A 15,652-nucleotide genomic window follows, 5' to 3' on the forward strand; every position below is an offset into this window, starting at 1 on the left:
AGTGGAGAAACTTAGGCAGTTTCTTCGGTTTCTGTTTCAGAGTCGGCGTCGGCATCGTCGTTGCGCGGCTTGTCTTCGCGACGCGGGCGCTTCTCTTCTGCCGGTTTCATCATCGGAGAGGCTTCGGTGACCGCTTCCTTGCAGCGGACAACGAGGCTACGGATGATGGCATCGTTGAAACGGAAGATGTTTTCGATCTCTTCCAGCGTTTCACCGGTGCACTCGACGTTCATCAGCACGTAGTGAGCCTTGTGGATCTTGTTGATCGGGTAAGCCAGGTGACGACGGCCCCAATCTTCCAAGCGATGCACGGTGCCCGAGTTTTCGGTCACGATGCTGGTGTAGCGCTCGACCATTGCCGGCACTTGCTCGCTTTGATCCGGGTGGACCATAAACACGATTTCGTAATGACGCATGGAATCTCCTTGCGGTTTGACAGCTTCCGGAGTCGCTGGCTGTTTGGCCAAGGCATGACAGGGAAGCAAGGAGTTAACTGAAATGCCTTTTGCTGTCGAAAGACAGTAAAGACATCAAGCAGAACTTCGTTTCAGCGGGGGGTTCCCCACAGCGCCCGCGACAAATAAACGGGCGAGCGCATTCTAGGGGGGTTAGGGTCAACTTGCAAGCTGACGCTGGCGGACAGCCTCAAACAGACAGATACCGGCGGCTACCGACACATTCAGGCTCGAGACCTGACCCGCCATGGGAAGCTTTGCCAGGTGATCACACCCTTCGCGAGTCAGCCGGCGCATCCCTTTACCCTCGGCGCCCATCACCAGGGCCGTGGGACCCTTGAAATCGATCTGATAAAGCGACGCCTCGGCCTCTCCGGCCGTGCCGGTGATCCAGACACCGAACTCCTTGAGCTTGGCAAGCGTACGCGAGAGGTTGGTGACCTGATACACCGGTACGACTTCAGCCGCGCCGCAGGCCACCTTGCGCACCGTTGCGTTGAGGGGGGCGGCATTGTCCTTGGCGACAATCACCCCATGGGCGCCGGCAGCATCGGCACTTCGCAGGCAGGCACCGAAATTATGCACATCGGTCACGCCATCCAGCACCAGCAGAAGTGGCGGTGAAGACGCCTGCCAGGCACGAAGCTTCAACCAGAGCGACTCCTCCCCTTCCGGGGTGAGTGGCGGGCAGAATGCCACCACGCCCTGGTGAGCGGCTCCGCCAGTGAGCTGATCCAGCACGTCTCTGGGCTTCTCTGTGAGTCGCGTGCCTCCGGCCCGAGCGCGCTCGACCAAAATATCGAGGCGCTTACCCGCGCCCTGCTGCACCCAAAGCTCCCGCGGCACCTCGCCCCGCTCCAGCAAGCTTTCAAGCGCGTGTACGCCGTACACCTGCTCAAGACCTTCCGGCACTTGAATGGTACTGCGTGAACCACGCCTGGACGCTGACTTCATGCTCACCCCTTATTCAACGGTGGCTTCTTGGGGGCTTTACGTGTACGCCGAGGCCCACGCCGGGTATCAGGCTGCTCGGCCTTGGCATCGGCCTGGGGCCTGGTATCGCTTCCGGGCTTGGCATCGTTTCCGGGCTTGGCAGCGGCCTTGACGGGGGCGCTGCGCTCGGCGGCGGAGCGCCGCGGCTTGCCGGACTCCTCGGCCTTGCCCGTCCGCTTGCGCGGCTGGCGGCGCGGGCGCGGCTTGTCATCGGTCAGCCCGAAGTCGATCTTGCGATCATCCATGTCCACGCGAGCCACCTGCACCGTCAGGCCATCGCCCAGACGGTAGGTGGTGCCGGTGCGCTCGCCTTTCAGACGGTGCTTTTCGGCCTCGTAGTGGTAATAGTCCGAGGGCAGCGACGTCACGTGGACCAACCCCTCTACATAGAAGGTGTCCAGACGTACAAACAGGCCGAACTGGGTCACCGAGGCAATGGTGCCTTCAAAGGTCTCGCCGAGCTTGTCGGACATGAACTCGCACTTGAGCCAGCTTTCGACATCCCGGGTGGCCTCATCGGCGCGGCGCTCGGTCATCGAGCAGTGCTCGCCAAGCTCGAGCATCTGTTCGAAGGTGTACGGACACCATTTGCTCGGCGGCTCGACCGGCGCACCCTCAACGCGCACCACGGTGTTGGTCTGGCGGGGGCCGCGAATCACCGAGCGAATCGCACGGTGTACCAGAAGATCCGGATAGCGACGAATCGGTGAAGTGAAGTGGGCGTAAGCCTGATACGCCAGACCGAAGTGGCCCTCGTTCTGGGGCGAGTACACCGCCTGGTTCATCGAGCGCAGCATCACGGTCTGGATAATATCGGCATCCGGCCGGTCACTGATCACTTCTCTGAGCGCCTGGTAATCCTGGGGCGTGGGTTCATCACCCCCACCCACCGAAAGCCCCAGCTCGCTCAAGAAGAGGCGCAGCTTGTCCAGACGCTCAGGCGTCGGCCGCTCGTGAATCCGGTAAAGGGCCGGCAGGTCGTGCTTGTCCAGAAAGCGCGCGGTGGCCACGTTCGCCGCCAGCATGCACTCTTCGATCAGCTTGTGGGCGTCGTTGCGGCTACGCGGCACGATCTCCTGGATCTTGCGCTCTTCGTTGAAGATGATCGCCGTCTCGGTCGTATCGAAGTCGATCGCACCGCGCTCCTCACGCGCTCCGCGCAGCAGACCATAAAGCTCGTGAAGATTCTCGATGGGCTTCACAAGCTCTTTATGCTCTTCACGAAGTGCCTGACCCTGCTCGCTTTCGGGCTCGAGCATCGCCGCCACCTTGTTATAGGTCAGGCGGGCGTGGGAGTTCATGACGGCCTCGTAAAACGAGTAGCGGCTGATCGCCCCGGTCTTGGAGATGTTCATCTCGCAGACCATTACCAGGCGATCCACGTGCGGGTTCAGCGAGCACAGGCCGTTGGACAAAAGCTCCGGCAGCATGGGAACTACCTGGCCGGGGAAGTAGACGGAGTTACCTCGGGTGCGCGCTTCGTCATCGAGTGCGGTGCCGGGTCGCACATAGTGGGAAACATCGGCAATGGCGACCAGGAGCTTCCAGCTACCGGACTTGGTTTTCCAGGCGCACACCGCATCGTCGAAATCCTTGGCGGATTCATCGTCGATCGTCACCAGGGGGAGGTCACGCAGATCCACCCGGTGCTTCTTGTCGTCTTCCAGTACCTCGGCGGAAATACCGCTGGTCTGGTCGATCACCTCCGGCGGGAACTCCGCGGGAATATCGTAGCTTCGAATGGCTATGTCGATTTCCATGCCGGGATCCATCCGCTCCCCGAGCACTTCGATCACTTCACCTACCGGCTGAACGCGAGTAGCGGGCTGCTGAACGATCCTGGCCGAAATTACCTGACCGTCCTTGGCGCCGGCGCTGGCGGTGTGGGGAATCAATATTTCCTGGGTAACACGCGGGTTTTCCGGTATCAGGATACCGAACTCCGGAGTGTTGCTGCGATAAACCCCCACCAGCGTCTGGGTATTGCGGGCAATCACATCGGCAATGGTCGCCTCGTCACGCCCGCGGCGGTCGCGGCCGCTGATACGCGCCAATACATGGTCACCGTGAAAGACGCGGCGCATCTGCCGGGGCGGCAGCAACAGGTCAGGTTTCTTGCCGTCATCACGCAACAGAAAGCCAAAGCCATCCCGGTGCCCCTGTACCTTCCCCTTGATCAGATCGAGCTTGTCGATCAGCGCATAGGCACCGCGGCGGTCGCGCAGCACCTGGCCATCGCGCTCCATGGCGGCCAGACGACGCCGAACCGCTTCCAGATGGTCTTCGTCCTCGATACCCAGCATGCGGCTCATGTTTTCGTGGGTGATCGGCTTGCCGTAGCTTTCCAGCGCCGCCAGCAGGTATTCACGGCTGGGGGCCGGGTTATCGTATTTTTGTGCCTCACGCTCGGCGTGTGGATCATCACTTAACGTCCAGTACTTCATGCGATCGTCGTCCTTGATGGCGTCTGCGGGAGGCGAAGAAAAAAGGCTGCGCGAAGGCACGCCTTCAGGAAGTGGTCAGGCGTTTTTACAACGTAAGACGCGCTGAAAAATTTCATGGTTTGTTTGGTCATGGGTGCAGTATAGCGCCGCCGACTCGATCACCCAACCGTAAGCGCTTTCAATCGTGAATTTTTTACTTCAAAAAATGCCGCGAACACTTGCATTTAACCCATAGCCCGGTATCATACGCGCCACTTGCCCAGATGGCGGAATTGGTAGACGCGCTAGCTTCAGGTGCTAGTGTCCGTATGGACGTGGAGGTTCAAGTCCTCTTCTGGGCACCATTACAATCCGTGTTATCCCCTTTTCACGGTATTGAATGGTGCAAAACAAGGGTTTGTATTCGCCCAGGTGGCGGAATTGGTAGACGCGCTAGCTTCAGGTGCTAGTGTCCGTATGGACGTGGAGGTTCAAGTCCTCTCCTGGGCACCAATTGAATACAGACAGCAAATGATGCGCCCAGGTGGCGGAATTGGTAGACGCGCTAGCTTCAGGTGCTAGTGTCCGTATGGACGTGGAGGTTCAAGTCCTCTCCTGGGCACCATTCATTGGTCCCGTCCGCATCATCGAGCTTTCAGATCTTCAGCGTTTTATTCCTTCAGCTCTTCTATCCCGTTTTATTCACACCACCAGCATGTAATGCGGCCAACGCTTGCCGTGCGTGTCTAGAACATCCCCTTCACGATACCCAGGGCTCATCAAGACAAGCTCGGCCTCTCCCTGGCCGTTGTTTCGTGATTGCCTGTTCAACGCCGCTTGCTTGTCAGCCTCCATAGGGTTCTGAAACCGCTATTGAAACCGGCCCGGCCGTTTGGATACTTCTTCCAGTGCCCAGCCCTGGGTACGAAGCTCCCCTTCCATGACTGCTTCAAGCTCCGGGGTGAGGCGGGGAAAGAAATTGAGCCCGGTGCGCGCTTCGATTTCGTCGATGGTGACCAGATAATCCTCCAGCGGCTCGTTACCGCGCACTTCCTGGGGCATGATGAATGCGAGTGCCAGCGGGGCATCGTTGTGGGGGGCGACGATGATCTTGTAAAACGCCTCGGGTACTTCGACGAGCCCTACCCGGTTCAAGACGTTGTCCATGAAGTGCTCGGGGAAGACCGGGCCGGTAATCACCTGCAGATAGTCAAAGCGCGGCGCGAAGTGATCCATGACCGACTCCTCCAGGCGCTGCCACAGCTGACGATTCAGATTCGGCCGCTGGGGGCTCATGTTGCTCATCAAGAAGGTATCGATCTGGGCGTTTCGCCCATGAACGGCGGCGATGGCGTAGTTCGGTGCCATGTGACCACGGTCATAGCCGCTGCCCGAGTAGCTGTCGGTGCCGACCGGCCAGAGCGTTCGCCAATCGGCCTGGAAGCTCGGCCGCGAGCCGATGCGGGTATCCTCGGGCACGGCTCTCACCTGATAGCTCACCCAGAGCGGATTGATGCGTACATCCGACCAGCCCACGATGAAGCCGTCGTTGCGCAGCACGCGGTGAAAGGTCGTCAGACTGAAGTCGTCCCAGGTCGGCGCGCCCATCCAGACGGCACTGCCAATCTGCTGGCGCTCCTGAAATTCCCAAAGCCCACCCCCCACCACCACGAACAGCAACGTCACCCCAAAGCGCCGCCCCTGTCGACGCCAGCGCAAAAGCGATTTTCCCAACGAACCTCTCCCTACTGTCTTTTATGTTCTTTTTCTTTTACGGGCGCATCTGAGCCTTGGTGACACTACCAACCCAGTGAAAACATGGTTTCCAGATCGTGGCGCGAATGTACCTGCATGGCGTTGAGGGTTTCCGTATCACTGATGCCTTCCACGGCATTCAAGCGCTCGGTGACAAGCTCCGCCAGGCTTTCAAAGTCCCGCGTGCGAGCGATGGCCACCAGATCGTAGCGTCCGCAGGTGGAGTACACTTCGCTGATGCCTTCGACATCCGCCAGACGCTCGGCCACCCCTTTTACCTGGCCTTTTTCGGTATTGATCAAAATTACAGCGTTTTGCATGGCGCCCTCGCAAGTCAACTCAATCACAGAAACTGCATTTCATGTTACATGAACTGCATCCACTCGTCGGGCGAGTATACCAGCCCCGCTCCGCCCGCCAAGCGAGGCAATGAATGTGGCCTATTGCCGCGTATCGGTAAACCCATTAGGTGCGCCAAGCCGCATGGGTTAAGGTAATGCTTCAAGGAACGCCATATAATAGGGCAAAGGTCAGGGCAGGTACTCCAGCGCCCTGCCGACAAGCCACTGTCAGACCGTGACATCAAGGAGACACCATGGCCGATCAGAGCCGACGTAAATTCATGCGTGATAGCGTACTGGGTCTTGCCGCTTTGCCGTTTGGTGTTGGCATACTTTCCAAAACCGCTTTTGCTCAGTCGCTGCCGCGTCTTGACCCCGGCGCGCCTGCCGCGCAGGCGCTCAACTACGTTGAAGAGGCCGAAAACGCGAGCGACCATCCCGCCTTCAGTGAGGGAGAACTCTGCTCTAACTGCATGTTCTTCACCGAGGCCAACGAAGGCTGCCAGCTCTTTCCTGAGAACAGCGTTGCCCCGGACGGCTGGTGCCAGTCCTGGACGGCAAAAGGATGATGGACCCCGCCTGATGGCGGGGTTGTTGTCCACGCAGCGTGACGTTCAATGCTCCCCCGCCACTTTCGTTTCCTCTACTGGCCAGCGGTAGCGGTGAGTGACCCGCCCTTCTTCCATTGAAATCAGATGTACCGGAAACCCCCACAGCTTTTGCAGATGCCGCATGACCGGATAGGCACTGCGCTCCAGCGGGCGGCGGCTCTCCTGTACGTGATGCAGCGTCAAGGAACGATCCCCGCGAATCGCCGCCTCGAACACCTGAATGTTGGGCTCGCGCAGAGAAAGAGCGTACTGCGCGGACAGGGCGTTTCGCACGCGCTGGTATCCCTGCTCGTTATGGATCGCTCCGATGTTGAGCGTTTCGCTCTGATCGTCGTCCACCATGACAAAGAGCTTGAAATCGCGCATCACCTTGGGTGACAGGAACTGCTGAACGAACGATTCATCCTTGAAGTTGCGCATGGCGAATTCCAGCGTTTCTCGCCAGGGGGTGCCGGCGATATCGGGAAACCAGGCTCGATCCTCGTCGGTGGGGGCCTCGCATATCCGCTTGATGTCGCGAAAGATCGCAAAGCCGAGCGCGTAGGGGTTGATGCCGTTGTAGTAGGGGCTGTCGAAGTCGGGCTGGTGAATCACTGCAGCGTGAGACTGCAGGAATTCGAGCATCAGGCCCTCGTCCACATGTCCGTCATCATAAAGCCGGTTCATCAGCGTATAGTGCCAGAAGCAGGCCCACCCCTCGTTCATCACCTGGGTCTGGCGCTGGGGATAGAAGTACTGGGCCAGCTTGCGCACGATACGCACGATTTCGCGCTGCCAGGGTGCCAGAAGAGGCGCGTTCTTCTCGATGAAGTAAAGTAGATTCTCCTGAGGCTCCGACGGGTAGCGCCCGCCTTCATGAAGGCCCAGCGGGTCGTCTTCGTCATGCAACTGCCCGGCCAGGCGCTCGACTTTTTCGGCCGGCCGAGGAATGGTGCGCCAGAGCATGTTGACCTGGGTTTGCAGGTAAGCCTCGCGCTCTTGCTGGCGGGTGGCCTCTTGCGCGGGGGATATCTTCGAGGGCCGCTTGTAGCGATCCACCCCGTAGTTCTGCAACGCGTGGCAGGCGTCCAGCAGCTGTTCCACGGCGTGAGTGCCATGGCGCTCTTCGCAACGGGTAATGTAGCTTCGCGCGAATACCAGATAGTCGACGATGGAATCGGCTTCCGTCCAGGTACGAAAGAGATAGTTGCCCTTGAAAAACGAGTTGTGACCGTAGCAGGCGTGGGCCATCACCAGTACCTGCATCATCAGCGTATTCTCTTCCATCAGATACGCGATGCAGGGGTCGGCGTTGATGACAAGCTCGTAGGCAAGCCCCATCTGCCCGCGCTTGTACGCCTGCTGCACGGCCAGAAACTGCTTGCCGAAGGACCAGTGGTGATAGCCGACCGGCATGCCCACGCTTGAGTAGGCATCCATCATCTGTTCGGTGGTGATCACCTCGATCTGATTGGGGTAGGTGTCCAACCGGTATTCGTCGGCGAGCGCCGCCAGCACCTGATCGAAGCGTTCAAGCGTTGCGAAATTCCAGTCCGAGCCTGTCGCTATGGGCTTGCTCGCAGTGGCGTGGGAGGAGGATTGCATGGCGCACTCCTTGTCATTGATGACCAGGCGTTGATGGGCGGATCAGGACTCTGCGCTTAACCGGCGTTTGAACAGTTCGCGAAAAACCGGATAGATATCGCCGGCCTCGAAGATCTGGCGCATGGCAAAACGCTCGGAAAAGCGCTTGGCCACGGTTTCGTACTCGTGCCAGAGCGACTGATGCTCGTGAGGGGTGATCTCGACATAAGCGTAGTACTGGAGATTGGGCATCAGCTCCTTGATCAGCAGATCGCGGCAGACCGAGGAGTCGTCATCCCAGTTGTCGCCGTCGGAAGCCTGGGCCACGTAGAGATTCCACTGGCTGGCCGGGTAACGCTTTTGAACGATCCTGCTCACCAGCGTCAGTGCGCTTGAAACGATGGTGCCGCCGGTCTCGCGAGAGTAGAAGAACTCCTCCTCACTGACCTCTCGGGCGGCGGTATGGTGACGCACGAAGACCAGTTCGACCTTCTCGTAGTGCTTTTCCAGAAAAAGATAGAGCAGCAGGAAAAAGCGCTTGGCGATATCCTTGTGGTTCTGGGTCATCGACCCGGACACGTCCATGACGCAAAAGATCACAGCCTGGCTCGAAGGCTGGACCTCGGGGGCGAGCTGGTGATAGCGAAGATCGACGGTATCGATGAACGGCACCGCTTCGATGCGCTTTTCCAGGCGCTCGATCTCCGCCTGCAAGGCGGCGACACGGGCGGGATTTTTTAAAATGGGGTCCTTGGCCATCTCCTCGGCCAGGGCGTTCTGGGCTTCTTTCAGGGCGCGCTTGATCGGCGCGCGCATGGCAATACGCCGGGCGTAGGCTTCGCGCATCGAACGAGTGACACTCATGCGTGAAGGCACGCCGTCCCGGGCAAGACCGGCGCGCACCATCTTGATTTCCTCCAGCGTTTTCAGCGGCTTGCGCTGAAGGTGAGGAAGTTCCAGCCCGTCGAACACGAACTCCAGAAATTCCTCCCGGCTCAGGGTAAAGGCGAACTCGTCATCGCCCTGGCCCTGCCTGCCGGGACTGCCCTCGCTCGCTCCCTGGCCGTTACCGCCCCCGGGCGGGCGGCGTATCCTGTCACCTTCCAAAAACTCCTTGTTGCCCGGCGACACCACGCTGCGCCGCCCGCCAGGGCCGTGTTGAAAGACCGGCTCGGAAATATCCCTGGTCGGAATGGACACGCTCTCGCCGCGCTGCATATCGGTAATCGAACGACGGTTGACCGCGTCCTCCACCGAGCGCTTGATATGGTGGCGGTAGCGCTCCAGAAAGCGCTGTCGATTGACGGCACTTTTATGCTTGGCGTTGGGCCTGCGATCGATGAAGTAGGTCATACGACCTCCCGGCGTTAGCCTGTCAAGATGTGCGCCTTGCTACTGGGATTTACGCACGCGCAGGTACCACTCCGACAGCAGGCGCACCTGTTTCTCGGTATAACCGCGCTCCACCATCCGGGCCACGAAGTCCTCGTGCTTTTTCTGATCCGACTTCGAGGCCTTGGCGTTGAAGGAGATCACCGGCAGAAGCTCCTCGGTATTGGCGAACATCTTGTGCTCGATCACGCCTCTGAGTTTCTCGTAGGATTGCCAGCTCGGATTGGAGCCGTTGTTCTGGGCACGCGCCCGGAGCACGAAATTGACCACTTCGTGGCGGAAGTCCTTCGGGTTGGAGATACCCGCCGGTTTTTCGATCTTCTCGAGCTCCTCGTTGAGCGACTGACGGTTCAAGAGTTCACCGGTTTCCGGGTCGCGGTACTCCTGATCCTGAATCCAGAAGTCGGCGTACATCACGTAGCGGTCGAAGATGTTCTGACCGTACTCGCTGTAGGACTCCAGATACGCGGTCTGGATCTCCTTGCCGATGAACTCCACATAGCGGGGGGCCAGAAACTCCTTGATGAATCCCAGATAGCGCTCGAATACCTCGGAAGGCAGCTGCTCGCGTTCAAGGGCCTGCTCCAGCACGTAGAGAAGATGCACCGGGTTGGCGGCCACCTCGGTACTGTCGAAGTTGAACACCTTGGAGAGAATCTTGAAGGCAAAGCGCGTGGAGAGCCCCTGCATGCCCTCATCCACGCCGGCGGCGTCGCGGTATTCCTGAATCGATTTCGCCCGGGGGTCGGTATCTTTCAGGTTCTCGCCATCGTAGACGCGCATCTTGGAGTAGACGCTGGAGTTCTCCGCCGCCTTGAGCCGGGAGAGAATCGAGAACTGCGCCAGCATGCGCAGAGTATCCGGCGCACAGGGCGCCTGGTTGAGCGAGGACTCTTCCAGAAGCTTCTGATAGATGCTGACCTCTTCGGAAACCCGCAGACAGTACGGCACCTTCACGATATAGACGCGATCCAGGAATGCCTCATTGTTGCGATTGTTGCGAAACGCCTGCCACTCCGACTCGTTGGAGTGGGCCAGAATCACGCCATCGAAGGGAATCGCCCCCATGCCTTCGGTGGGGTTGTAGTTGCCCTCTTGCGTTGCCGTCAAAAGCGGATGGAGTACCTTGATGGGGGCCTTGAACATCTCGACGAACTCCATCAGCCCCTGATTGGCGCGGCAAAGCCCCCCAGAAAAACTGTAGGCGTCCGGGTCGTCCTGGGAGTAGAGCTCGAGCTTGCGGATATCCACCTTGCCCACCAACGAGGAAATATCCTGGTTGTTCTCGTCACCCGGCTCGGTCTTGGAGATCGCGATCTGGTTAAGGCGCGAAGGGTAAAGACGCACCACGCGAAACGCCGAGATATCGCCGCCACTTTCCTTCAAGCGCTTGGCCGCCCAGGGCGACATCACGCTTTTCAGGTAGCGCCTGGGGATACCGTACTCTTGCTCGAGAAGCTCGCCATCCTCTTCCGGCGAGAAAAGCCCCAGTGGAGACTCCTGCACGGGGGAATCCTTGATGGCATAGAACGGAATGCGTTCCATGAGAAGCTTCAAGCGTTCGGCCAGCGACGACTTGCCGCCGCCCACCGGTCCCAGCAGGTAGAGAATCTGCTTGCGCTCCTCGAGGCCTTGGGCGGCGTGGCGGAAGTAGGCCACGATCTGTTCGATGGCCTCTTCCATGCCGTGGAATTCGGCAAAGGCGGGATAGCGTCTGATCACCTTGTTGGAAAAGATACGTGAAAGGCGCGGGTCCTTGGCGGTATCGATCACCTGGGGCTCACCGATCGCCTCGAGCATGCGCTCGGAGGCGCTGGCATACACCTTCGGGTCGCGCTTGCAAAGGGCGAGATACTCCTCGAGGGTCAACTCTTCTTGCTGCGTGCGGGCGAATCGGTCTTGAACGTGATCAAAGATGCTCATAGAACTCTCCTGTGGCCCAGCCCAGGCGCCACCGCCAAGTCAAACATCCCAAACGGTGTGCCAAACGAGGTATCGTTCTATCAGCTTAGTCAGCAATGAAGAAAGCGAGGGTAAAACCTTCAACGCTAAATGAGCGATAAAGGTTTAAAGTGTACCCGGTGCCAGAAAGCGATTTGTGAACATGTACTGGAACCCGATACCTGCCTCATGTTCGAATGCAGATAACCCTCAATTACTTGACGGCGAGCGCCGGCTCGCCCTTTTCAGACCCGGGAGATGTAACCTCATGCCGATTCGTCGCGCGCTGATGACCGCCTTACTACCGCTGCTTGCCGCCACTGCCGCATCGACGGCCCAGGCTCAGCAGCCAAGCGCCCCGAACGTGGATACCCAGCAGTTTCAGGACTGGGAAGTGGGCTGCCCCAGCGGGGCCGGCCAGCAGCAGAGCTGCACCATGAGCCAGATCGTCAACAACCCCGACAGCAATGAACCTTTGATGCGCGCCATGGTTGGCTATCCTCCTCAGGCGCAGGGCACGGCGGTCATAGCTTTCATGCTGCCGCTGGGGGTGAATCTGGCGCCTGGCATGCAGCTACAGGTGGATAACAACGACCCGGTCGGCTTTCCCTACCAGTTCTGCCATGAGCAGGGCTGCCGCGCCGACCTGCCGCTGGAGCCGAGCATGTTGCAGCAACTGCGCAGCGGCACCAGCGCCACCGTAAGCGCCATCGCCCCTGACGGCCAGCGCCTTGACCTGGACCTGTCACTGATGGGCTTTACCAGCGCCAGCCAGCAGATCGCGCCCTGATACCCTGGCGCGTGCGGCCCAGGACACCTGGCTGGCACGGCGCCGGCAACGCCGCTAGCCCATCGTTTCGCTGATATCGGCAAGCAGCTGGTCGAGCAGAGAAAGGGTGGTATTCCAGGCGCAGACGAAGCGCGCCCCGCCGGCGCCGATGAAGGTATAGAACGTCCAGCCACGAGCCTTCAGCGCCGCAATCACGTGGGGCGGCAGCTCCACGAAAACGCTGTTGGCCTGAGTGGGAAACATCAGTGACACGCCGGGGAGCGCCTGCAGGCCTTCTGACAGATAGCGCGCCATGGCGTTGGCGTGCTGGGCGTTGGTCAGCCAGGCGCCGCTTTCCAGAAGCCCGAGCCAGGGGGCGGAGACGTAGCGCATCTTGGAGGCAAGCTGGCCGGCCTGCTTGCAGCGGTAGGAAAAATCCTCGGCCAGTTCGCGGTTGAAGAACAGGATCGCCTCGCCAAACGCCAGACCGTTCTTGGTACCGGAGAAACACAGCGCATCCACCCCCACCTGCCAGGTCAGTTCCGCCGGGTTCGCCCCCAGGCTTGCGCAGGCATTGGCAAAACGTGCGCCGTCCATATGCAGACGAAGATCATGCTTGTCCGCCACCGCGCGAATGGCCAGCAACTCTTCCCGGGAGTAGATCGTACCCACTTCGGTGGCCTGGGTAAGCGAGACCACCTTCGGCTTGGGGTAGTGGATGTCGGATCGCTTGGTGACCAGCGCCTCGATCCCTGCCGGGGTCAGCTTGCCGTTCGCGCCCGGCGAGGTCAGAAGCTTGGCGCCATTGGAAAAAAATTCCGGCCCGCCACACTCATCGGTCTCGATATGGGCAAGCTCGTGGCAGATCACGCTGTGGTAGCTTCGCCCCATGGCGGAAAGCGCCAGCGAGTTGGCGGCGGTCCCGTTGAAGACGAAGAACACATCGCAATCGTAGTCGAACATTTCGCGAAAGCGGTCCGCGGCACGTGCGGTCCAGGTGTCGTTACCGTAGGCCAGATCGTCACTATCGTTGGCTTTCAGGAGATACTGCATTGCTTCCGGGCAGATACCGGAGGTATTGTCGCTGGCAAGAAATCGGGGGGTGCACTCCGAGGCCATGGTGGCTGGGTCCTTTTGGCTGACGATCATGAAACGAGCTGGGTGCCACCCGTTTTCACAATGAACAAACACCTTACGGCGCGGCGTACGCGCCGTAAGACAAAAGGCTAGTCTAGCGTTAATTCAACCAGGCCGTCACGCGCTCCCCCCAACGGTGTCTCGAGGGTCAAAGCGAGGCGGCCAGCCGCATCCCCTGGTCGATCGCCCGCTTGGCGTCGAGCTCGGCGGCCTCGTCGGCACCGCCAATGACGTGTACCTCGCGCCCGGACTGCTCAAGAGGCGACAGGAGATCGCGCACCGATTCCTGCCCGGCGCAGACCACTACGGTATCCACCTTCAGCACCTGCGCTTCGCCTTCCCGGCGAATATGCAGCCCCTCGTCGTCGATGCGCACATACTCGCAGCCGCTCAGGGTTTGCACGCCACGGGCTTTCAACGCGGCACGGTGCACCCAACCGGTGGTTTTTCCCAACCCCTTGCCCGGCCGGGTACTCTTGCGCTGAAGCATGGTGATTCGCCGGGCGGGTGCAGGCGGGGCGGGGGGTACCAGCCCGCCGCGCTCGGTCACGCCCAGATCGACGCCCCACTCCTCGCACCAGGTCGCGATATCCAACGCCGGATGCTCGTCGTGAGCCAGAAGCTCCGAGACATCGAAACCGATACCGCCGGCGCCGATGACGGCGACTTCACGCCCGACGCGGGCCGGATTTTCGATGGCCTGGGCGTAGCTTACAACGCTTGGATGATCCGCCCCGGGGAACGTCAGGGTGCGCGGCGTCACGCCGGTGGCGATAACGACCACGTCGAACGCACCAAGCGCCTCGACCGTGGCCGGGGTATTCAAGCGCACGTCCACGGCGTGCTTTTCCAGCATGACCCGAAAGTAGCGAAGCGTCTCGTCGAACTCCTCCTTGCCGGGGATCTTGCGCGCATAGTTGAACTGTCCGCCAAGCGTCTCCCGGCGCTCGAAGAGCACCACAGCGTGCCCCCGGCTGGCCGCCGCAACGGCGGTGGCAAGCCCTGCCGGGCCGCCACCCACTACCGCCACGCGTCGCGAGGTGTGGGCGGGCTTCAGGTCAAACTCGGTTTCATGGCACGCCCGCGGATTGACCAGACACGACGTCAACTTGCCGGCAAAGGTATGATCCAGGCAGGCCTGATTGCAGGCGATGCAGGTATTGATCTCCTCGGCCAGACCCGCTTCGGCCTTGCTGACCCAGGCCGGGTCGGCCAGAAACGGCCGGGCCATGGAGACCATATCCGCGTGGCCTTCCGCCAGTACGCGCTCGGCCACCGCCGGCATGTTGATCCGGTTGGTGGTAATCAGGGGAATCGAAAGTGAGGACCTGATGCGCCGGGTCACCTCGGTGAAGGCCGCCCGGGGGACGCTGGTCACGATGGTGGGAACGCGCGCCTCGTGCCAGCCGATACCGGTATTGATCACATCGGCCCCGGCCGCCTCGATGGCCTGGCCAAGTGCAACCACCTCCTCCCAGGTGCTGCCCTCCTCCACCAGATCGATCATCGACAGGCGAAAGATGACCAGAAAGTGCTTACCCACCGCCTGGCGAATACGTCGGACGATCTCCACGGGAAAGCGAATGCGCGCGTTGAAATCGCCGCCCCACTCATCGTCTCGAACGTTGGTACGCCGGCAGATGAACTGGTTGATCAAGTAGCCTTCCGAGCCCATGACCTCCACCCCGTCGTAGCCTGCCTTCTGGGCAAGCGTGGCGCAGCGTACGTAGTCGTCGATCTGACCTTCGACCTCGTCGGTATCAAGCGCGCGAGGGGTGTGGGGATTGATGGGCGCCTGCAGCGCCGAGGGCGCGACGAGAGAGGACGAGTACGCGTAGCGCCCGGCGTGAAGAATCTGCATGCACAGATACCCGCCTTCGGCGTGAACCGCCTCTACCACCTGGCGATGGTCGTCGAGCTGGGAGACATCGGTCAACGCGTTTGCCCCCTCGAAGACCGCGCCTTCCGGGTTGGGCGCGATACCGCCGGTAACGATCAGACTCACCCCGGCGCGGGCACGCTCGGCGTAAAACGCCGCCAGGCGAGCGAAGCCATCGGGCGTCTCTTCCAGATTGGTGTGCATCGAGCCCATCAGCACGCGGTTGGGCAGATTCAAATGCCCAAGCTGGATAGGTGCAAAGAGGTGCGGGTAAGCGGGCGGCTGCGTCATCACGGTCTCTCGCGTTTTATTTAAACGGGGTATTTAAAACAGGATTTAAATCAGTATTCAAAACTGAGTTCAAGACGGTATTCAAGACAGTATTCAAACAAG

Annotated in this window: 12 protein-coding genes and 3 tRNA genes; 5 read left to right on the top strand and 10 right to left on the bottom strand. The window is 60.2% G+C overall.

The features are described 5' to 3' along the window. Window positions 1-11: 11 nt before the first annotated feature. The 3 genes from rpsF to rnr all read right to left on the bottom strand — a co-directional run bounded on the left by rpsF (window position 12) and on the right by rnr (window position 3,892). On the bottom strand, window positions 12-416 hold the full coding sequence (gene rpsF / locus ACWF8S_RS11725) for a 30S ribosomal protein S6 (protein WP_447553498.1): 405 nt from the start codon (window positions 414-416) through the stop codon (window positions 12-14). 198 nt (window positions 417-614) lie between these two features. After that, on the bottom strand, window positions 615-1,409 hold the full coding sequence (rlmB, locus tag ACWF8S_RS11730; RefSeq protein ID WP_447553499.1) for a 23S rRNA (guanosine(2251)-2'-O)-methyltransferase RlmB: 795 nt from the start codon (window positions 1,407-1,409) through the stop codon (window positions 615-617). Between the two features lie 2 nt (window positions 1,410-1,411). Beyond that, window positions 1,412-3,892: a ribonuclease R gene (gene rnr, locus ACWF8S_RS11735; RefSeq protein WP_447553500.1), complete on the bottom strand. Its 2,481-nt coding sequence runs from the start codon at window positions 3,890-3,892 to the stop codon at window positions 1,412-1,414. A gap of 257 nt (window positions 3,893-4,149) precedes the next feature. On the opposite strand from rnr, the gene ACWF8S_RS11740 reads away from it, so the two are divergent. The 3 genes from ACWF8S_RS11740 to ACWF8S_RS11750 all read left to right on the top strand — a co-directional run bounded on the left by ACWF8S_RS11740 (window position 4,150) and on the right by ACWF8S_RS11750 (window position 4,496). Further along, window positions 4,150-4,236, top strand: a tRNA-Leu gene (locus ACWF8S_RS11740). Window positions 4,237-4,297: 61 nt separating this feature from the next. Next, window positions 4,298-4,384, top strand: a tRNA-Leu gene (locus ACWF8S_RS11745). 25 nt (window positions 4,385-4,409) lie between these two features. Continuing rightward, window positions 4,410-4,496, top strand: a tRNA-Leu gene (locus ACWF8S_RS11750). 245 nt (window positions 4,497-4,741) lie between these two features. On the opposite strand, the gene ACWF8S_RS11755 is transcribed toward ACWF8S_RS11750, so the two are convergent. Beyond that, a complete protein-coding gene (locus tag ACWF8S_RS11755; RefSeq protein WP_447553501.1) occupies window positions 4,742-5,605 on the bottom strand; it encodes a DNA/RNA non-specific endonuclease in 864 nt (287 codons plus the stop codon). 65 nt (window positions 5,606-5,670) lie between these two features. Next, a complete protein-coding gene (locus tag ACWF8S_RS11760; protein WP_447553502.1) occupies window positions 5,671-5,946 on the bottom strand; it encodes an Lrp/AsnC family transcriptional regulator in 276 nt (91 codons plus the stop codon). 275 nt (window positions 5,947-6,221) lie between these two features. Here ACWF8S_RS11760 and ACWF8S_RS11765 point away from each other — a divergent pair, with 275 nt between their 5' ends. Further along, window positions 6,222-6,536: a high-potential iron-sulfur protein gene (locus ACWF8S_RS11765; RefSeq protein WP_447553503.1), complete on the top strand. Its 315-nt coding sequence runs from the start codon at window positions 6,222-6,224 to the stop codon at window positions 6,534-6,536. 45 nt (window positions 6,537-6,581) lie between these two features. Here the strand turns inward: ACWF8S_RS11765 and ACWF8S_RS11770 are convergent, their stop codons facing one another. Genes ACWF8S_RS11770 through ACWF8S_RS11780 form a run of 3 tightly spaced genes read right to left on the bottom strand, consistent with a single transcriptional unit; the run spans window position 6,582 to window position 11,456 of the window. After that, a complete protein-coding gene (locus ACWF8S_RS11770) occupies window positions 6,582-8,162 on the bottom strand; it encodes a SpoVR family protein (RefSeq protein ID WP_447553504.1) in 1,581 nt (526 codons plus the stop codon). Between the two features lie 42 nt (window positions 8,163-8,204). Beyond that, window positions 8,205-9,494, bottom strand: a complete 1,290-nt coding sequence (locus tag ACWF8S_RS11775) for a YeaH/YhbH family protein (RefSeq protein ID WP_447553505.1) — start codon at window positions 9,492-9,494, stop codon at window positions 8,205-8,207. Between the two features lie 39 nt (window positions 9,495-9,533). Further along, window positions 9,534-11,456, bottom strand: a complete 1,923-nt coding sequence (locus ACWF8S_RS11780) for a PrkA family serine protein kinase (RefSeq protein ID WP_447553506.1) — start codon at window positions 11,454-11,456, stop codon at window positions 9,534-9,536. Between the two features lie 286 nt (window positions 11,457-11,742). Between ACWF8S_RS11780 and ACWF8S_RS11785 the strand changes: the two genes are divergently transcribed. Next, the gene (locus tag ACWF8S_RS11785) at window positions 11,743-12,264 is read left to right on the top strand and encodes an invasion associated locus B family protein (protein WP_447553507.1); all 522 of its coding nucleotides are present in this window, start codon (window positions 11,743-11,745) and stop codon (window positions 12,262-12,264) included. Window positions 12,265-12,318: 54 nt separating this feature from the next. Here ACWF8S_RS11785 and ACWF8S_RS11790 read toward each other — a convergent pair whose 3' ends face one another. Together ACWF8S_RS11790 and ACWF8S_RS11795 are read right to left on the bottom strand one after the other, a co-directional pair. After that, the gene (locus tag ACWF8S_RS11790) at window positions 12,319-13,362 is read right to left on the bottom strand and encodes a threonine aldolase family protein (protein WP_447553508.1); all 1,044 of its coding nucleotides are present in this window, start codon (window positions 13,360-13,362) and stop codon (window positions 12,319-12,321) included. Between the two features lie 166 nt (window positions 13,363-13,528). Then, window positions 13,529-15,550, bottom strand: coding sequence for an FAD-dependent oxidoreductase (locus tag ACWF8S_RS11795; RefSeq protein WP_447553509.1), 2,022 nt, complete (start codon window positions 15,548-15,550; stop codon window positions 13,529-13,531). Window positions 15,551-15,652: the final 102 nt, after the last annotated feature.

It is taken from the genome of Vreelandella xerophytica (assembly GCF_968048975.1).

Excerpts from the sequence above, each read along its gene's own strand:
- ACWF8S_RS11790 (WP_447553508.1), bottom strand. The coding sequence starts at position 13,362 with ATGGCCTCGGAGTGCACCCCCCGATTTCTTGCCAGCGACAATACCTCC.
- ACWF8S_RS11785 (WP_447553507.1), top strand. The coding sequence starts at position 11,743 with ATGCCGATTCGTCGCGCGCTGATGACCGCCTTACTACCGCTGCTTGCC.
- ACWF8S_RS11765 (WP_447553503.1), top strand. The coding sequence starts at position 6,222 with ATGGCCGATCAGAGCCGACGTAAATTCATGCGTGATAGCGTACTGGGT.
- rpsF (WP_447553498.1), bottom strand. The coding sequence starts at position 416 with ATGCGTCATTACGAAATCGTGTTTATGGTCCACCCGGATCAAAGCGAG.
- rnr (WP_447553500.1), bottom strand. The coding sequence starts at position 3,892 with ATGAAGTACTGGACGTTAAGTGATGATCCACACGCCGAGCGTGAGGCA.
- ACWF8S_RS11775 (WP_447553505.1), bottom strand. The coding sequence starts at position 9,494 with ATGACCTACTTCATCGATCGCAGGCCCAACGCCAAGCATAAAAGTGCC.
- ACWF8S_RS11770 (WP_447553504.1), bottom strand. The coding sequence starts at position 8,162 with ATGCAATCCTCCTCCCACGCCACTGCGAGCAAGCCCATAGCGACAGGC.
- ACWF8S_RS11760 (WP_447553502.1), bottom strand. The coding sequence starts at position 5,946 with ATGCAAAACGCTGTAATTTTGATCAATACCGAAAAAGGCCAGGTAAAA.
- rlmB (WP_447553499.1), bottom strand. The coding sequence starts at position 1,409 with ATGAAGTCAGCGTCCAGGCGTGGTTCACGCAGTACCATTCAAGTGCCG.
- ACWF8S_RS11780 (WP_447553506.1), bottom strand. The coding sequence starts at position 11,456 with ATGAGCATCTTTGATCACGTTCAAGACCGATTCGCCCGCACGCAGCAA.
- ACWF8S_RS11795 (WP_447553509.1), bottom strand. The coding sequence starts at position 15,550 with ATGACGCAGCCGCCCGCTTACCCGCACCTCTTTGCACCTATCCAGCTT.